The organism is Agromyces sp. NPDC056389 (assembly GCF_042262385.1).
Lineage (GTDB): Bacteria > Actinomycetota > Actinomycetes > Actinomycetales > Microbacteriaceae > Agromyces.
In genome coordinates this window covers 431,525-448,451 of record NZ_JBHJPN010000002.1, presented here as the reverse complement: position 1 = coordinate 448,451, position 16,927 = coordinate 431,525, and the positions used below count along the sequence as shown (strand labels likewise).

Sequence of the window (16,927 nt, the reverse complement as noted above, 5' to 3'; positions counted from 1 at the left end):
AACTCGCGCGGTGCGTCGACGGCGACGCGTCGCGGTCGAGCGGATGCCGCGGCATCCGCTCGCCTGGTGCCGTCAGGTTCGAACGCCGGGGCGACCAGCTCGAGGAATGCCTGCACGGCCTCGTGAGTGCCGCCGAGGGCGATGCCGATCGTCTCGAGGGTCGACGCCGAGGCGCCGTGCCGGAGTGCGGACAGCAGCCCGCTCTCGAGTTCACCCGGATCGTGGACGACGACGCGCGGGGTCGCACCGAGTTGCAGCTCGGTAGGGGAGCGCCACACGATGGGCAGGACCGGATCGATGCGCGGTGACATGCCGAGAGCATGCCGGAATCGCTCCGTGGGCCGTGGAATCCCTCCACAGGGTGGGCCGCTCCCGCATCTGGAGCGCCGGGTCAGCTCGCGGGGTCTTCGCCGTCTTCACCGGGGGCCGCGGGTGTCTCGCCGCGGAGCAGCTGCTCGAGCGCCTGGTCGAACTCGTCGTCGGCCTCCGCCTCGGCGGTGTCGGTGCCGGTGAGCCGGGCCACGAGCCGTGCCGGATCGTCGAGGTCTTCGGAGGTCGGCAGCAGATCGGGGTGCGACCAGAGTGCGTCGCGTGCCTCGACGCCCACCGCATCGGTGACCGCGCGCCACATGGCGGTCGCCTCGCGGAGACGACGGGGCCGCAGTTCGAGGCCGACGAGGGTCGCGAAGGCGGACTCGGCCGGTCCGCCGGAGGCGCGGCGGCGACGGATGGTCTCAGCGATGGCGACGGACTTCGGCAGTCGGGCGGTGGCGTCGGCCGTCGCCGCGTCGACCCAGCCCTCGACGAGCGCGAGCATCGTCTCGAGGCGGGCGAGCGCGGCCTGCTGCGATTCGCTCTTCGCGCGGATGAGGGCGCCGTTGACGACGGCGTTGCGGAGATCTTCGGTGTTCGACGGGTCGAAGCCCTCTGCGAGCTCTTCGAGTCGCTCGGTGTCGATGTCGATGCCCCGCGCGAACGCCGTGATCGCCGTGATGAGGTGGAGCCGCAGCCAGCGTGCGTGCCGGAACAGGCGCGCGTGCGCGAGTTCGCGCACCGCGAGGTAGAGCTCGATCTGGTCGGTCGGGATGTCGAGGTCGTTGCCGAACTCCGCGACGTTCTGCGGCAGGATCGCGGCGCGACCGTCGTCGAGGAGCGGAATTCCGACGTCGCCGCCGGAGACGACCTCGGTCGCGAGCTGGCCGACGACCTGCCCCAGCTGCATCGCGAAGAGCGCCCCGCCGATGCCGCGCATCATGCGGCTCGCGCCCTCGATCATCGAGCGCATCTCTTCAGGAGCCTGCTCGCTCATGACACGCGTGAGCGCATCGGAGATGGAGAGGGCGACAGGCTCGGCCAGCTGCGACCAGATCGGCATCGTGGCTGCGACCCACGCTCGCCGCGTCAACAGTTCGGGTGTGGTCGGCAGCGCACCGAAGTCGACGGCCTCGTCGAGCCACAGCGAGGCGACCTGGAACGCCTGGTCGAAGCGCGCCCGCTCGTCGTCGGCGATCTGGCGCTGGCCGGTCGCGGCGCGCTCCTCGCCCTGCCGCACGGCGACACTCCAGTCGATGCCGTCGTCGGCCTTGTTCATCGCCTGCTGCAACTGCGAGAACAGGGCAGCGAGGCTCGCCGGGTCATTGGGCAGTCCGGCTGCTCCTGCCAGGCTCGACGGGTCGATGCCGCCGGCGCCTCCGCCGGAGAGCATCTCGCGGAGCATTTCGCGGAACTCGTCTTCGGGGCTCCGGTCGTCGGGCTCATCATGCCGATCGGCCACTTTGGCCACCTCCCAGTCGCGTCTGGTTCAACCGTAACGCGGGGGCACGGCGGAGTGTCTGGGAAATGGCCTAGGCTGGGCGTTCCGGGTGTCCGCCCTTCGCGAACAGGGCCGGCACGCGAGTTCGAATCCCGCCCGGAAGGATGTCGGTTGAGCATCTTCGACGACGAGACCCCAGTGTCGGAGGAGTCCCGTTGGACGTCCGATCCGATCACGGGGCGGCGCCCCCTGCGCGAGCGCATCGGTTGGAGCGCCCTCACGGTCGCGATCGTGATCGGAGTCGTCTTCGCGTTCATCCCCTCGCCGTACGTGATCGAGCAGCCGGGCCCCGTCTACGACACCCTCGGCGTCGCCGAGAACGGCGATGACGAAGAGGTGCCGCTCATCGCGATCCCCGACGAGACCACCTACCCCACCGACGGCGAGCTCAACCTGCTGACGGTCTCCGTCGTCGGTCGACCGGGCCAGACGCCGAACTGGCTCGAGGTCATCGCCGCGTGGTTCGATCGCACGCGCTCGGTCATCCCGGTCGAGGCGATCTTCCCGCCCGGCATCAGCAGCGAAGACCGCGACGCCCAGAACCAGGCCGCGATGGTCGACTCGCAGCAGGACGCGATCGCCGCGGCCCTCGTCGAGCTCGGCTACGACTTCCCACGCGAGGTGACCGTCGCCGGACTCCTCGAGGACTCGCCGGCCGACGGCATCCTCGAAGAGGGCGACGTCATCGTCACGCTCGACGGCACGGCGGTGCACTCGATCAACGAACTGCAGACGGCGGTGCAGGAGCACGGTGCCGACGAACCGGCGGAGCTCGAGATCATCCGCGACGGCGAGCCGCTCACCGTCGAGGTGACTCCCACCGAGCGCGACGGTCGAGCCGTGCTCGGCGTCGGCGTGCGCATGGTCTACGAGTTCCCGATCGACGTCGAGCTGCAGCTCGACGACGTCGGCGGCCCGAGCGCCGGCATGATGTTCGCGCTCGGCATCGTCGACAAGCTCACGCCCGGGCCCATGACGGGCGGCGAGATCATCGCGGGCACGGGCACGATCGACTCCGCGGGTCGTGTCGGGCCGATCGGCGGCATCCGCCAGAAGCTCTGGGGCGCCGAACGCGCCGGCGCCGACTGGTTCCTGGCGCCCGAGTCGAACTGCGACGAGGTGGCCGGCAACGTGCCCGACGGCGTCACCGTCTTCGCCGTCGAGACCCTCGACCAGGCGCGCTCGATCGTCGAAGACGTCGCCGACGGCGACGTGACGGGGTCGTACCCCTCCTGTTCCGCCTGAACAGGCGATTCCAAGGAACGCAACTCTAGGATGGAATCCCGATCCCATCCCGACCGAACACGAGGCCGAGAGTGTCAGCACAGCCGCAAGAACCGAGGGTCCAGCGCAGGCGCGCTCCGATCGCGATCACGATCGGCGTCGTGGCCGTGCTCGTCATCGCGTTCTTCGCCTTCGCCGGCATCTATGCCGATGTGCTCTGGTACGACCAGCTCGGCTTCCTCTCGGTGCTCACCACCGAGTGGATCGCACGCATCGTGCTCTTCCTCATCGGCTTCGTGGCCATGGCGCTGCCCGTGTGGGGATCCATCCAGATCGCCTACCGTTCGCGCCCGGTCTACGCGAAGCTGAACTCCCAGCTCGACCGGTACCAGGAGGTCTTCGAGCCGCTGCGCCGCCTCGCGATGTACGGCATCCCCGTGGTGCTCGGCATCTTCGCCGGCGTCTCGGCTTCGACCCGCTGGGAAGGCACGCTCGCGTGGCTGAACCGGACGCCCTTCGGCACGACCGACCCGCAGTTCGGGTTCGACGTCGGCTTCTACGTGTTCGAGCTCCCGTTCTACCGCTCGCTCGTGGGCTTCGCCTCGGCTGTCGTGCTGCTGTCGTTGCTGCTCGTGATCGCGACGAACTACCTCTACGGGGCACTCCGGGTGAGCGGCCGCGAGATCGTCATCTCGAAGTCGGCGCGCATCCAGATCGCCGTGACCGCCGGCATCTACCTGCTGCTGCAGGCGGTGAGCATCTGGCTCGACCAGTACGCGACGGTGACCGAGACGGGCTCGCTCATCACGGGCGCCTCCTACACCGACGTCAACGCCACGATCCCCGGCCGCGGCATCCTCGCGGCGATCGCGGCCGTCGTCGCCGTGCTCTTCTTCATCACCGCGATCATCGGGCGCTGGCGCCTGCCGCTCGTCGGCACGGCCCTGCTCGTCGTCTCGAGCCTCCTCATCGGATCGCTCTACCCCTGGGTCATCCAGCGCTTCCAGGTCGACCCGAGCGCCCGTTCGCTCGAAGAGCCCTACATCCAGCGCAACATCGACCTCACGCGCGATGCGTACGGCATCGCCGACGTCGAGGAGATCCCGTTCGAGGCGAAGACCGACGCCGAGCCAGGCGCGCTGCGTTCCGACGCGGCGACGACCGCGAGCATCCGCCTCATGGACCCGCTCGTGATCGGCCCCGCGTTCCAGCAGCTCGAGCAGTTCCGCCAGTACTACCAGTTCCCGTCTGCGCTCGACGTCGACCGCTACGAGATCGACGGCACCTCCCAAGACACCGTCGTCGCGGTGCGCGACGTGAACCTCTCGGGCCTCGGCGACGCCGAGACGTGGTTCAACTCGCACCTGGTCTACACGCACGGCTACGGTCTCGTCGCGGCCGCAGGCAACCAGCGCTCGGTCGACGGCCAGCCGGTGTTCCTGCAGTCGGGCATCCCGTCGTCGGGTGTGCTCGGCGACTTCCAGCCGCGCGTGTACTTCGGCGAGTCCTCGCCGCAGTACTCGATCGTCGGCGCGCCGAAGGACGCGAAGCCGATCGAGCTCGACTACCCGTCGGGTTCCGAGGGCGCCGACCAGACGCAGACGACGTTCGAGGGCGATGGCGGCCCGAAGCTCGACAACGCCTTCACGAAGCTCGTCTACGCGCTGAAGTTCCAGTCCGAGCAGATCTTCCTCTCCGACCAGGTCACGACCGACTCGCAGATCCTCTACGACCGCGACCCCGTGCAGCGCGTGCAGAAGGTCGCCCCGTACCTGACGCTCGACTCCGACACCTACCCGTCGGTCGTCGACGGCAAGATCGTCTGGGTCGTCGACGGCTACACGCTCTCCGACCAGTACCCGTACTCCAACAAGGTCAGCATGAGCGAGGCGATCGCCGACAGCGAGACCCAGGCGCCGACCCTCGCCTTCGACGAGGTCAACTACATCCGCAACTCGGTGAAGGCCACCGTCGACGCCTACGACGGCACGGTGACGCTCTACGCCTGGGATGAGGAGGACCCGATCCTCCAGACCTGGCAGAAGGTCTTCCCGACCACGGTCGAGCCGATGAGCAAGATGTCGGGCGACCTGATGAGCCACGTGCGCTACCCCTCCGACCTGTTCAAGGTGCAGCGCGAGGTGCTCGGCCGCTACCACGTGACCGACGCGATCCCGTTCTACTCGCGTGAAGACGCCTGGACGACGCCGAAGGACCCGACGGCCGACGCCGGCAGTACGCTGCTGCAGCCGCCGTACTACCTCACGATGCAGATGCCCGGTCAAGACGAGCCGAGCTACTCGCTCTACTCGACGTTCATTCCCGAGGCCCGTGGCGAGCAGAGTCGCAACGTGCTGCGCGGATACCTCGCGGTCGATGCCGATGCCGGCGCGACCGACGGCAAGCGCGCCGACGGCTACGGCAAGCTCAGGCTGTTGACCCTGCCCGAAGACGACAACGTGCCGGGCCCCGGCCAGGTGCAGGCGAAGTTCAACTCCGACCCGACCGTCTCCCAATCGCTGAACCTGCTGAAGCAGGGCCAGTCCAACGTGATCAACGGCAACCTGCTCACCGTGCCCGTCGGCGGCGGCCTGCTCTACGTGCAACCCGTCTACGTCGAGTCGACCGGCAGCACGAGCTATCCGCTGCTGCAGAAGGTGCTCGTCGCCTTCGGCGACCAGATCGCCTTCCAGGACACGCTCGACCTCGCGCTCGATGTGCTCTTCGGTGGCGACTCCGGCGCCGACGCCGGCGACAACGAGGTCGATCCCGGCGCGACGCCCCCGCCCGATGAGGGCGGCGACGGCGGCGAGACCCCGGTGGCCCCGAGCGACGAGGTGCAGGCACTGCTCAACCAGGCGTCGCAGGCGCTGAAGAACAAGCAGGCCGCCCTCGCCGAGGGTGACTGGGCCGCATACGGCGCCGCCGATGCACAGCTCGCCGAGATCATCGCGAAGCTGCTCGAAGCCACCAAGGACGAGTGACGTGACCGTCGACCTGCGCGGGGGAGAGTGGCTCGACGACAACCTCGCGAACTGGGACGAGCGCGTCGCGGTGCACGTCGCGTCGGAGATGTACGACCGCTCGCGGCTCCGCGAGGGCGGCGACGTGCTCGACCCGATCGTGCGCGAGGCGATCACTCGCCTCTACCCCGACGGGCTCGAGGGGGTGCGGGTGCTGCACCTGCAGTGCCACTTCGGCTCCGACACCCTGTCGCTCGCGAACCTCGGCGCCACGGTCGTCGGCATCGACTTCTCGTCGCAGGCGGTCGCCGAGGCGCGTCGCATGGCTGAAGAACTCGGTCTCTCGCATCGTGCTCGATTCATCGAGGCGAACGTCTACGACGCCCGCCACATGCTGCCCGAGCCCGAGTCGTTCGACCTCGTCTTCACCTCGTGGGGCACGATCGGCTGGCTTCCGGATGTCGCGGAGTGGGCGCGCATCGTGTCGTGGTTCGTGAAGCCCGGCGGCCGCTTCCTCTTCGCAGACGGGCACCCCGCCGCGTTCGTGTTCGACGGCGACAGCGGGCCCGGCGGCCTGCCTGCGTTCGCCTACCCGTACGCGAACGAGTCGCCCGACATCATCGACGACCCGAGCGACTACGCCGACCCCGAGGCGGCACTCGCCAACGCGCGCACGTGGGAGTGGATGCATCCGCTCGGTGAGGTCTTCGCCGCATTGCGCGGCGCCGGCCTCGACGTCGAGACGTTCACCGAGCACTACCGCGTGCCGTGGCGCATCTTCCCGGCAACGGTCGACGTCGGCGACGGCATGTACGGCTGGCCTGCCGAGCAGTGGCTGCCGCTCTCGTACGAGCTCGTCGCGGTGCCGCGCCCCCCGACGGTCGCGTAGCGCGACGCGCGAATCGAGGGTACGGCACCGATCGGCGCCGATGCCTCGGAGCGAGTCCGCTCCGAGGCATCCGCCATTTTCGGGGTGATCAGTCGAGCGGACCCTCGTCCGCCGAGCGGAGCGCGTCGCCGAGAGCGTCGCCGAGCTCGTTGCGGTAGTCGCCCGAGAGGTCCCACCACATCGCGCCGCCGTAGCCCTGCTCCGCGAGCCATTCGGCCTTCGCCGTGACGGAGCTCGGGTCGTCGAGGCTCCACCACTGACCGCTCGCCGCGTCGAAGCGCCACGAGGCGCCGAGCGCGGGGTCGAAGTAGCCCTCGCCGATGTCGCGGATCTCGTAGTACGGCTTCGTGCCGATCGAGGAGACAGCGGGGTCGGGGGTCCACCCGGCGCGGTCGCCGACCGTCACGCCGGTCCAGCCCTGCCCGTACGCCGCGAGGCCCACGTTCAACTGGTCGGGGCGCGCACCGCCCGCGGTGTAGAGCGCGATGGCGTTGTCGATCGCGAGACCCCAGTTGTTGGCGCCGTCGGGGTGCAGGTTGCCCTGGTGGCCGGTGTTGCCGGTCCATCCGCCGGCGTAGTCGTAGCCCTGCACGTTCAGCCAGTCGATCGAGGCGAAGAGCCGAGCGGTGTTCCATCCGCCCGCGTTGGTGTTCCAACCGCCGGCGGGGCCGAACGCGGTGAGCAGGTAGTCCTCGCCGGTCTCGGCGCCGTATGCATCGAGCTGCGCGCGGAACTCCTCCATGAGGGCGAGGAAGTTCTCCTTGTCTTCAGGCTTCGCGTTCGCCGTCTCGCCGCCGTTGACCGGCCACTCCCAGTCGACGTCGATGCCGTCGAAGATGCCGGCCGCGGCGCCCGGGCCGCCGAGGTCGCCGACCTTCGGCAGGTTGCCCTTGAGATAGACGTCGATGCACGAGGACACGAGTGCGGTGCGGCTCGCCGGGGTGGACGCCGCCTCCGAGAAGTTGTCCGACCAGGTCCAGCCGCCGAGCGAGATGAGCACCTTCGTGTCGGGGCTGACCTCCTTGAGCTTCTTCAGCTGGTTGAAGTTGCCCGCGAGGCGCTGGTGCTTGTTCGCCTTGTCCTTCTTGCCGTCGACCGAGTCGGCGGCCGGCACGAGGCGCAGGTAGTCGTTCCGGGCATCGCCTTCGCCCGGAACATCCGTGATCTCGCACTTCAAGTTCGTCGTGACGTTGCCGAAGGCGTAGTTGATGTGCGTGACGTCTTCGATCGCGCCCGTGCGAAGCAGGTCTTCGATCTGGTAGTCGCGGGTGACCGGGGTGTCGGACATGAGGTAGCCGACGGAGCGGTAGCCGTTGATGTCGGTCGGGCCGGCCGATTCGGCGTGGCCGTGGTTGCCATGCGAGTTGCCGTGGCCGCCGTGGTTTCCGTTGCCATGGCCGTTGCCGTGCGCGAGTGCGGGGGAGGCCGCCGAAGCGGCGACGAGAGCGGTGGCGGCGGCCGCGATGGCCGCTCCGCGGAGCAGTTGGCGTGGTGACATTGAATCCTCATCGATCGTCGTCGGGGCCGTGCTGGGTGAACGGTTGCGGTGAACGTAGCAATGGTCGATCGAGTTTGGAAAGAGTCTTAACAAAGAATGGGGGATCGGCTACGTGGTTCGACGGGATCATTGAGGATTCCTCCATTGAATCGCGCGAAGTGTGCAACATCTGCACACGTCGCGAGAGTGCGAGAGTGGATGCCGCGGGCCACTGTCACCGCCGCCGGCTCGATTCGACGGGGCTGAAATGTCGTGATAGTGTTTCTTCTTGTGCCGCGGGGTGGAGCAGTTCGGTAGCTCGCTGGGCTCATAACCCAGAGGTCGTAGGTTCAAATCCTGCCCCCGCAACCAACGTGTTCGTCAGAACGCGCACGAAGTCCCGGTCTCGAAAGAGACCGGGACTTCTGCGTTAACGGGATTCCCCGTTCACCCGCGAGACAGTGTCTCGATTCGCGGGCAACTGGTCCCGCGTCGCATCTGCGAGCCGCGGGACCAGCCGATTGCCGCATGGTGCACGGCACGCGCCCGTACCGGTCTGGGGAGAAGGGCGGGCGAATCCGACGAACGTACTGAACGCCCGAGGTCGCTGTCGACCGGATCGGGACATCTGGTCGGACCAGGCGAACCCTTGTTCCGACTCGATCGAGCTCCGGCCTCGGGCGAGATGGGTCGAGCGGACCCCGGCCGTGACGTAGACTGAAGGGACCATCGCAAGCAGCCCTCCGGGGGATCTTGCGAGGAGGTGACCGCCGTCAGGCGGTCGGTGACGCGGGGTGGAGCAGTTCGGTAGCTCGCTGGGCTCATAACCCAGAGGTCGTAGGTTCAAATCCTGCCCCCGCAACCAAGGCGGCATTGGAGAATCAGATTCTGGTTCTCGGTAAATTGCCCAGAAGAGGCCGGGACTGAAGAAATTCAGTCCCGGCCTCTTCTGTTTTCTGCTTGTGTAGTTCTCGTTGGTGGCTCACGCCTGTTCGTGGCTTGCCGACGGGTCGTTAACGACGAAAAGCCCGCCCTTTGGGCAGGCTGAAGCGTTCGTGGGCTTCGCGAATCTGCTGTCAGTGGAGCTGCGATTATCGCGGCGGGCCGTTGTCTAGCGGCTGCCGACGAGGCAGCGGACTGCCGTTGGCGTCCTTTCGTCGGCGGGCACGCGTCTTCGGTGCGTCCGTTCGTTCGGCGTCCGCATGGAAGAAGCTACGGATGCGGTGGATGTTGTCTGCCACGACGGCTAGTGCCGACGCGAGGTAGGTGAACGCGTAGCCGCGGCCTGATCGGAGGTCAGGTTCCTCGATGTCGAACTTTGTCGCCTTCTTCAGAAGTCGATTGGAGGCTTCGACCAGGCTTCGCATGCCTTTGTGCTTGTTCCATTCGAGAGATTCATAGGCGAACTTCTGCACATGCTTGATCGGTTGAGGCTTTCTGGGGGAACCGGACCTCTTCGCCTTGGGCGGCGAACTAGTTGGGACCAGCGCAGATAGATGCGACGGTGCTTCCCTTTCAGGCACGAGCATTGGGATCGTGATCGACGATCGGTTGGCGATTGGTCTCGGAGTGACGAGAGATAGCTTCGGGTCCGGATACCGGAACCTCTGTGCTCCGTCCGAGTCGACGTGGCCGTGCTCCTTCATGCGATAGCGCGTCCGGTTCGCGATGAGTATTTCTAGCTCCGCGCGGATGCTCGGACCTTCGGCAAGGAGCCGTTCGTGCTGCACTATCAGTTCAAGTTGCTCGGGGGAATGTGAGGTCGAGCGTGAATACCCCTTAAGCGCTCCGCGGGCGGCCTTCATTTCGTCCTTCAACACGCGCAGCTTCTTTCCGGCAGACACGAGCTTGTCCGGCATCCAGTTGGTGTACCAGTTTCCGTCGACGAGGATGAGGTCTTCGAACCAACCTTGCAGTCCGAGGTCAGGTGCCTTGTAGTCCAAAATAAGCTCTGCGCCCGCGAGTCGTGCCGGGATGTGGAAATTCTCGATCTTCTCGCCGTTGTAGGCGCGATCCACGCCCAACAGGAACCGATCGAAGCCGAGCCGCTTGTGATGGGCGATCAGCCGGGCAGCGTGGCCGATGAGCTGCCCGGGTCGGTGCATCGAGACGGCTGTGACGAGCGTCGGGAATCGGGTGCTCTCTCCAGGCTTGTTCCACATCGTGAGGGCCGTTTCGAGTTCGTAGGCAGCGACGTCGGTTGAGGCGCCCTTGCCGTCGTGCTTGCCTTCTCGGCGGTATCGACCGGACAGTGGGTCGGGGTTCGAACGATCACCGAGTTTGGAGGAGGAATTGGGGGAGCCGGCGATAATGATCTTGGTGGCGTCGATGATCAGGCCGCCGTCGTACTCCGTCCAGATGTCACGCGGCAATAGGTCGATGCATGCACGAAGAATACTGTTTACGAGTTCGTCGAAGCGCTCGAGCATGCGTTCTGAATTCTCGACATAGCGGGGTTGCTCAGTAGTCCTTCGGTATTCCTCCCAGGCAGATCCCCTCAACTTCTTGTTTCGGGGCCCGGGGTACGGGTCAACGAGTTCGATAAGCCGGTTCACCGCGGCCCACATGCGGTCGTACCACTGGTTGTGAGTACCCGACTTGTGTGATACCCCCAGCAGAACACGCTGATCGTGCTTGAGTCGAAGTCGAAGGGTCCGCGCGAGCTCGTAATAGGTGAGCGGTTTGCCGGCAAGGGCGTGCGCGACGAACAGAATGAGCACTGCCGCCATCGGGACGAGCGGTTTCGCACCCGCGTTCGACTTTCGTGCCTCGTCCTTCCATCTGGCGAGCATGTCGGGCGCGCTGGATGCGGTCACGACTTTGTGAGCAAGCTCCAGGAACACCCTCGGCAGCGCGGCTTCGGCCACTTCTTGTTCGTAGTCCTCGACCGACCGTCCGAACACCGCTTGCATCCGCTGTTCGAGTTGGGCGGCGCCGCTGCGTTCCGCAACCGTCGCCGCGGAAGGCGGTGTTGGTTTCGTGGTCAATGCTCAGCCGATCCACGGAGCACAGCCCGGTAGGCCAGCGGGCCGACATCGTCCACGTATGCGAGGTAATGGTGCAGGTTGTTGAACTGGACCATGCCGGCCGCGCGCATGAGTTCCTTGATGGGGGTGCCTGCCGCGAGGTGGGCAACAATCCAGGTCGCCCGCAGCCGCGCGCCGTTCGGTGCCTTGCCGCTGGTCTTCTCGGTGAACGAGTTCAGCAAGCTCTTGTTCTTCCGTTGTCTGTCGCTCATCCAGAGCGGTCCGTCCACGGGGAGCTTCTCGAGTTCTGCCGTGATCCAGGATTCCCATCTACTGAGGACGGGGATGTCCCGGGGGGCTTCGCTGGAGCGAAGGTTCAGTACGACGCCGCGGTCGTCGACCGTGACGTCACTGCAGAGCAGGTCGAGCTCTCCGGGGCGAAGCCCGGCACCGGCGCAGAGGGCGAGCATCAGCCGAGCCTTCCGGGTCTTGATGTCGCTGGCCTGAAAGTTGGCCCAGTTCTCGAACTCGGTCATCTCACTCTGGCTGTAAGGTGCGGCGATGGAGCGGCGCCCGATTCGCTCCATGCGCGGCGGGAACCCGTTCGGATTCAGACGCTCGGCGGTGTCGATCAGCTTGGAGCGATAGGTGGCCTTTGTGCCGTCCGCGCGTTCGAGACTGCCGACGTATGCGTCGATGATGCGCGGGGTGAGCAGATCCTCCGTGGTCATCGGAAGACCTTGTTCGGTGATGCACCACAGGAGGAATGGGCTCAGAATCACCATCGTGCGGGCGGCGCTGGCCGGGTTGTCGGATGCGCGAGCGGCGATATCTCGGGCGAATGGGCTGATGCGCTCCCATCCCGGCGTCGGGCGCTTTGGCTTGTAGCGTTCCACGGCCAGGATCACCTCCGCTGAAGCAGCGCTGTCATAGCGGTCGTTCGCGACGAGATCGGGTGCGGTGAGGTGCCGCGGACGCGTCGCGGTGCTCGGATGTGGCAGGCGTGTGGGGCGAGTGCGCCCGGTGGACGTGGTGGCCGCGGGGGAGTTCATGCAAGATGCGTGTGTGGCTACATGTTGGTCTCATTCGGACCGCCTGGCGAATAGTGGTAACGCGTGGCGATTCCACCGGCGTGTTCCTAGAAATTCTGCCCATAGCAGGGCGGATAATCTCCCCATGAGTGCTTCAAAGAAGACGATTCGAGATCGAACTCCGTCGAAGACCGGGTTCGCGTTCGAGCCGAGGTCGCTCTGCATGGTGCCGACGGTGTTCGGACGCACGAGCGCGCTGTTCGTATCGGTTGACGGATTCAATGTGGGGGATCCGCGGTTGCGGGCGGCGCAGCTGCAGCACCGCGTTGCCAACGCGGTGCGCGAGGAGATTCTCGCTAGGGGCCAGACGCTCGAAGAACATCTCGCGGAGATTGATGCGAACGTTCCAGGGCTGAGCTATGACCGCATGGTCCGATTGCTTCGAGGCAAGACTCAGATGCAGCTGGCGGACGTATTGTTCTGGGCAGATCAGTTCGATCGTGTCCGCGCGGTCGCAGTAGAGGACTTCCTGCATGGCTTCGGTGAGTAGGCATCACCTCCAGTTTGCGCCGCAATGGTTAATCAAATTACCAGACGATTTCTCACTTCCGCTAGCCGCTCTTTCTATCCAACTCCTGCCGCCCGGTTCGCCAGTTGCGCGGTTCAGTCTTGGCTAATAGATTAACCGGATGGCAGCATCCCGGCACTCGCGAGTTCACTTGCGAGGACTCGCGCCCCATCACCCTCTACGCTTGACCCATGCCCCGGACTTCACGGCCACGGCCTCACGAGCTGACCGTGTCCTGGCCTGACGAGACCGCAAATGAACCGCCCGGTGAAGTGGCTCGCAGGTTCGCGAACAACTTGCGCACGGCAATCGGCGATCGCAGCATTCGATCCGTTGCCGCCGCTTGCGAGATCAACCACGCCACCCTCCTCGGGATCCTCGCCGGGAGAGTCTGGCCGGATCTCTACACGATCTCGAAACTGGAAACCGGTCTCGACGCTGATTTGTGGCCGGGGCGTATTCGCCGGAGCTGACCGATTCGGTATCGGGGACGGATGAAGCTCACGCGGGTCTTCCTCGACATTGACGGGGTCTTGTCGAGCCCCGGTTCAGCTGACGTGTGGGGCGGCGAGCTCCAGAGGGCAACGGTGTCGGTGGCCCCGTACGCCCGCGCCCATGAAGCCCAGGTCGTCGTCGAGTGGTCGCCGAACGCGATCGACGCGATCCGGCGGATCGCCGCACGGCCGGACGTCGAAGTTGCCTGGTTCTCGACGTGGGGCGGTCAGTCTCATTCCGTCTTCGCGCCGCTCGTCAACCTACCTCAGATCCGATACGCGGTCCTGCCGCCAGACAACGCGCTCGCGCTGACCGGCGCATGGAAGTACGTCGCGATCGCCGATGAGATCTATCGAGGCTCGCCGCCGTTGATCGTCATCGACGACCAGCTTGATGATTCGGTGCTCGCTGGGATTCGAGCTCGGGCCCGCGGCCTCGGGTCGAGGTTCCATGTGGTGAGGCCGGACCCTGAGGTCGGCATCACGCCCGAGGACGTCGAGCGGATCGTGGCGTGGATCGAGCGAGAGTAGCCGGCTGAGCGGTTCGTGCTTCGTGGCCAAGAAGTATCCGAGGCGGGTTGCTCGTCGATGTGCGACTCGGGCGGGTGTGAATGATGTGGCTCGGGCGCCTGACATCGCTGCGAAGTTGGATCGATGGCATCCCGGCGTGTCCCCTGTTAGCCTCGGCGGTACCAGCACATCCGGCGGCGGCTCTGTTTCGGGTACTTAGCCTCCTCACTACCGGGAGTGTTGTTTCGGACGAAGAGGCAAGAGGGGGGCAACAACTCTTCGCCCCTGAATGACGCGAGCGCTAGTGCGTGCGCCATCGATGGAACCGCGACCCTACCCGCGTAGGACATCGATGGCCGGGCTGGTGAACCTCTACACCGGCCCGGCGGCTCGCACTCCTGTCACGATTCGAGGGAGGCGGTGTGGGGCAGCTGGTCTACGATCGCGAATCTCGCGTGATCGAGATCGACGATCGAACGTTGGCTCATTTGCAGGTGGTGATCCTGAACAAGCTTCGACGCCAGGAGAGTTTCCCGTTCTCGTGGAGTGGTGCAGGCGGAATTGTGTCGTTTTGGATGCATCCGAGCGTCGCGCTGCAGTTCGTGTATTCGGGGAGTCGTCAGCCGGCGCTGAATCGTACGTGGCTCGAGATCCTCGCGGATTCTGCGAACTCGACCGCCGGTCTCGTCATGATTCCAGAGCCGCCCGAACATGGCGTTGGAGTGATCTTCGCGTCGCTGTCAAGTCCCTCCCGTCGGACCGCGTCGAGATCGATACTCGAAGGGTCGGGTTGCCGAGAGCCCGGCGGAAGGGTCGCACTGAGGAGTGCGCGTCGACGTACTTCGTCCACTTCCCCCCAAGGATTCGGATGTGCGGCCCTTCACTGACTGATCAGGGAAGGACTGGCGGACTGCAGATCAAGGTATCTGCATGCGTCTGCGTACTGAGATGCGCGTGCTTTCAAGGCTCGATGAGCTTGAGCAAGAACTGGGAGGACGGCCGCTGTACGTGCGGTACTCGGAAGGCCCCGAAGAGGATCGTGACGGAGCATCGATCGATACCGAGAGTGGTGTCGAGCTTCCGGGCCTCTCCGTCAACCCGCTCGACCCAGAGCCGTGGTGGACGCGGCCCGTTCAGGATTGGCTTGCGCGCCAGCTCTGCCAGTACAAATACCTTCGCGACCGCAACACCAACCGCCGCGCATGGCTTGTCCACGGCGACGAGGTCGGCCGCGGCCCGGATTGCGAGCCGCTACTCCAGCCTGTGCGATTCGTCGCGCTGCTGAGCGACGAGCTGCTCGCTGAGTCCGAGGAGAGATACCGCGAACGGTTCGAGGCGGGCAACGGCCCGGAGTAGGTCTGCTCGCTCTATACGTTCACTACCTGCAGAAGCAGGTAGCCATCAGGCACCTGCTCTCGGAGCGCCGCTGTGGCGGCCGTATAGTTGGCGCCCTCAGCATCGACGGGTTCGGTGCGATCTGGCCGGATGACGCCGGTCGCGGTCGTGACGCCGGCCGCCATGTCGAAATGCGCGCGGAGCAGGGAATGGCCGGGCGGCACCTGGGCGACCAGTGCCTCGTACGCGGAGCCGCGGTCGTGTCCTGCGGCGACGAGGTCAGCGGTCGAGGAGGGGCGAATGAGACCAGTCAAGCGCATGTCTTGAGCCTACGACGAGCCGAGGTCCCAAAAGGGTCGAGCGGTGGCCCCGAAAGGGAGGTAGCGCGCGCCCATACGCCGCTCTTACGGTCGCTCCATGCCGAACATGGTCGATGTCATCCTGCAAGGCTTCGCGAACGCGTGGACTGGGATGGTTCGCGCGTTCGAGCTGGACCCCGGGCCGTTCGTGTTCGTCGCTGCGTTGTTCGGCTTGACGATCGCGTGGCCGTTCGTGCGGCGTGCGGCTCGTCGTCGCTCCTAACTGGGCTTGCGCGCACCGCGACGAGTAGGGGTCGTCGCGGTGCGCGGAGCCAAAGGGAATAGGCTCGCGGCCCAGTCTGGCTGGCGCTCGAAATGGTCCCGCTCTCATTTCCTCATGTTGAGGGAGCCGGAGGCGGGCCTCCGGATTCGGGTTAGGCAGCGCGAAAAACGCCTGAATCTAGCTCTGCATAGGGCGTTGCTCTACAGGGCTACATTTCGCTCCAAATCAGAACAAATTGCCAATGAGTTGCCCGTGCTGAACTTCCGGGTTTCGCTATCGCGGTGAAGTGAGGATCTCGGGGGCGCCGGCGGTGATAGCGATGGTGTGTTCGCTGTGCGCAGTACGACAACCGGTGGCGCTACGTAGAGTCCACCCATCAGCGTCAGTGATCAGAGCATCCGTATCTTCCATCACCCAAGGTTCGAGGGCCAGAAGCAGACCAGGCCGCAACTTGTAGCCACGGCCAGGGCGGCCGGTGTTGGCCACATGGGGGTCGCCGTGCATGACGGAACCGATGCCGTGCCCGCCGAACTCTGCATTGATCGAGTAGCCAGCCTCCTCGAGCACGGAGCCGATGGCGTGAGAAATGTCGCCGACGCGGTTCCCCGGGCGAGCTGCGTCGATAGCGGCCGCAAGGGCCTGCTCTGTGGCCTCGATGAGTCGGAGGCTACTGGCGGGCTTGTTCGGACCGACGATGAAACTGATTGCGGCATCGGCCGCCATTCCATCCTTGAGCACGGCGAGGTCGAGGGTGAGAAGGTCTCCGTCTTCGAGCGAATAGTCGTGCGGCATGCCGTGGAGAACGGCGTCGTTCACTGCCGTGCAGATGTAGTGACCGAAGGGCCCGTTCCCGAACGACGGCGCGTAGTCGACGTAACAGGACCGCGCGCCCGCCTTGGTAATGAGCTGACGTGCCCATTCGTCGATGTCCAGGAGGTTCACCCCTACCGCCGCTCGTTTCCGCAGCTCGTTCAGTGTGTTTGCGACCACTGCGCCGGCCGATCGGGCGCGGTTGACTTCCGAGGGCGGGAAGATCTCGATCATCGGGGGCTCCAACCAGAGAGTGGTATGAAAA

Annotated in this window: 14 protein-coding genes and 2 tRNA genes; 10 read left to right on the top strand and 6 right to left on the bottom strand. The window is 65.8% G+C overall.

The window, feature by feature from the left end:
* Positions 1–391: 391 nt before the first annotated feature.
* Positions 392–1,717 carry a zinc-dependent metalloprotease gene (locus ACFCVM_RS15010; RefSeq protein WP_375837642.1) on the bottom strand — a complete coding sequence of 442 codons (1,326 nt, stop codon included), beginning with the start codon at positions 1,715–1,717 and terminating at the stop codon, positions 392–394.
* A gap of 207 nt (positions 1,718–1,924) precedes the next feature.
* Here ACFCVM_RS15010 and ACFCVM_RS15005 point away from each other — a divergent pair, with 207 nt between their 5' ends.
* From ACFCVM_RS15005 to ACFCVM_RS14995, 3 genes are all read left to right on the top strand, one after another.
* Positions 1,925–3,058 (top strand): PDZ domain-containing protein, encoded by a 1,134-nt coding sequence (locus tag ACFCVM_RS15005; protein ID WP_375837336.1) that lies wholly within the window; start codon positions 1,925–1,927, stop codon positions 3,056–3,058.
* Positions 3,059–3,129: 71 nt separating this feature from the next.
* Positions 3,130–6,021, top strand: coding sequence for a UPF0182 family protein (locus tag ACFCVM_RS15000; RefSeq protein WP_375837335.1), 2,892 nt, complete (start codon positions 3,130–3,132; stop codon positions 6,019–6,021).
* Position 6,022: 1 nt separating this feature from the next.
* A complete protein-coding gene (locus ACFCVM_RS14995) occupies positions 6,023–6,889 on the top strand; it encodes a class I SAM-dependent methyltransferase (RefSeq protein ID WP_375837334.1) in 867 nt (288 codons plus the stop codon).
* An 88-nt stretch (positions 6,890–6,977) separates the two neighbouring features.
* Here the strand turns inward: ACFCVM_RS14995 and ACFCVM_RS14990 are convergent, their stop codons facing one another.
* A complete protein-coding gene (locus ACFCVM_RS14990) occupies positions 6,978–8,387 on the bottom strand; it encodes a glycoside hydrolase family 18 protein (RefSeq protein WP_375837333.1) in 1,410 nt (469 codons plus the stop codon).
* A gap of 274 nt (positions 8,388–8,661) precedes the next feature.
* Here ACFCVM_RS14990 and ACFCVM_RS14985 point away from each other — a divergent pair.
* Together ACFCVM_RS14985 and ACFCVM_RS14980 are read left to right on the top strand one after the other, a co-directional pair.
* Positions 8,662–8,738, top strand: a tRNA-Met gene (locus ACFCVM_RS14985).
* 416 nt (positions 8,739–9,154) lie between these two features.
* Positions 9,155–9,231 (top strand) — tRNA-Met (locus tag ACFCVM_RS14980).
* Between the two features lie 226 nt (positions 9,232–9,457).
* On the opposite strand, the gene ACFCVM_RS14975 is transcribed toward ACFCVM_RS14980, so the two are convergent.
* Together ACFCVM_RS14975 and ACFCVM_RS14970 are read right to left on the bottom strand one after the other, a co-directional pair.
* Positions 9,458–11,353 (bottom strand): hypothetical protein, encoded by a 1,896-nt coding sequence (locus tag ACFCVM_RS14975; protein WP_375837332.1) that lies wholly within the window; start codon positions 11,351–11,353, stop codon positions 9,458–9,460.
* Complete coding sequence (locus ACFCVM_RS14970) at positions 11,350–12,384, bottom strand: hypothetical protein (protein ID WP_375837331.1); 1,035 nt, start codon at positions 12,382–12,384, stop codon at positions 11,350–11,352. Before ACFCVM_RS14970 ends, ACFCVM_RS14975 begins: the two co-directional genes overlap by 4 nt.
* Positions 12,385–12,508: 124 nt before the next feature.
* Between ACFCVM_RS14970 and ACFCVM_RS14965 the strand changes: the two genes are divergently transcribed.
* The 4 genes from ACFCVM_RS14965 to ACFCVM_RS14950 all read left to right on the top strand — a co-directional run bounded on the left by ACFCVM_RS14965 (position 12,509) and on the right by ACFCVM_RS14950 (position 15,291).
* Positions 12,509–12,913, top strand: coding sequence for a hypothetical protein (locus tag ACFCVM_RS14965; RefSeq protein WP_375837330.1), 405 nt, complete (start codon positions 12,509–12,511; stop codon positions 12,911–12,913).
* Between the two features lie 248 nt (positions 12,914–13,161).
* A complete protein-coding gene (locus ACFCVM_RS14960) occupies positions 13,162–13,404 on the top strand; it encodes a hypothetical protein (protein ID WP_375837329.1) in 243 nt (80 codons plus the stop codon).
* A gap of 21 nt (positions 13,405–13,425) precedes the next feature.
* Positions 13,426–13,956: an HAD domain-containing protein gene (locus ACFCVM_RS14955; protein WP_375837328.1), complete on the top strand. Its 531-nt coding sequence runs from the start codon at positions 13,426–13,428 to the stop codon at positions 13,954–13,956.
* A 909-nt stretch (positions 13,957–14,865) separates the two neighbouring features.
* Positions 14,866–15,291: a DUF6098 family protein gene (locus ACFCVM_RS14950; protein ID WP_375837327.1), complete on the top strand. Its 426-nt coding sequence runs from the start codon at positions 14,866–14,868 to the stop codon at positions 15,289–15,291.
* 11 nt (positions 15,292–15,302) lie between these two features.
* Here the strand turns inward: ACFCVM_RS14950 and ACFCVM_RS14945 are convergent, their stop codons facing one another.
* A complete protein-coding gene (locus tag ACFCVM_RS14945) occupies positions 15,303–15,590 on the bottom strand; it encodes a hypothetical protein (protein ID WP_375837326.1) in 288 nt (95 codons plus the stop codon).
* 97 nt (positions 15,591–15,687) lie between these two features.
* Here ACFCVM_RS14945 and ACFCVM_RS14940 point away from each other — a divergent pair, with 97 nt between their 5' ends.
* Positions 15,688–15,852, top strand: coding sequence for a hypothetical protein (locus tag ACFCVM_RS14940; protein ID WP_375837324.1), 165 nt, complete (start codon positions 15,688–15,690; stop codon positions 15,850–15,852).
* A gap of 273 nt (positions 15,853–16,125) precedes the next feature.
* Here the strand turns inward: ACFCVM_RS14940 and map are convergent, their stop codons facing one another.
* Complete coding sequence (gene map, locus ACFCVM_RS14935) at positions 16,126–16,896, bottom strand: type I methionyl aminopeptidase (RefSeq protein WP_375837322.1); 771 nt, start codon at positions 16,894–16,896, stop codon at positions 16,126–16,128.
* Between the last annotated feature and the right edge of the window lie 31 nt (positions 16,897–16,927).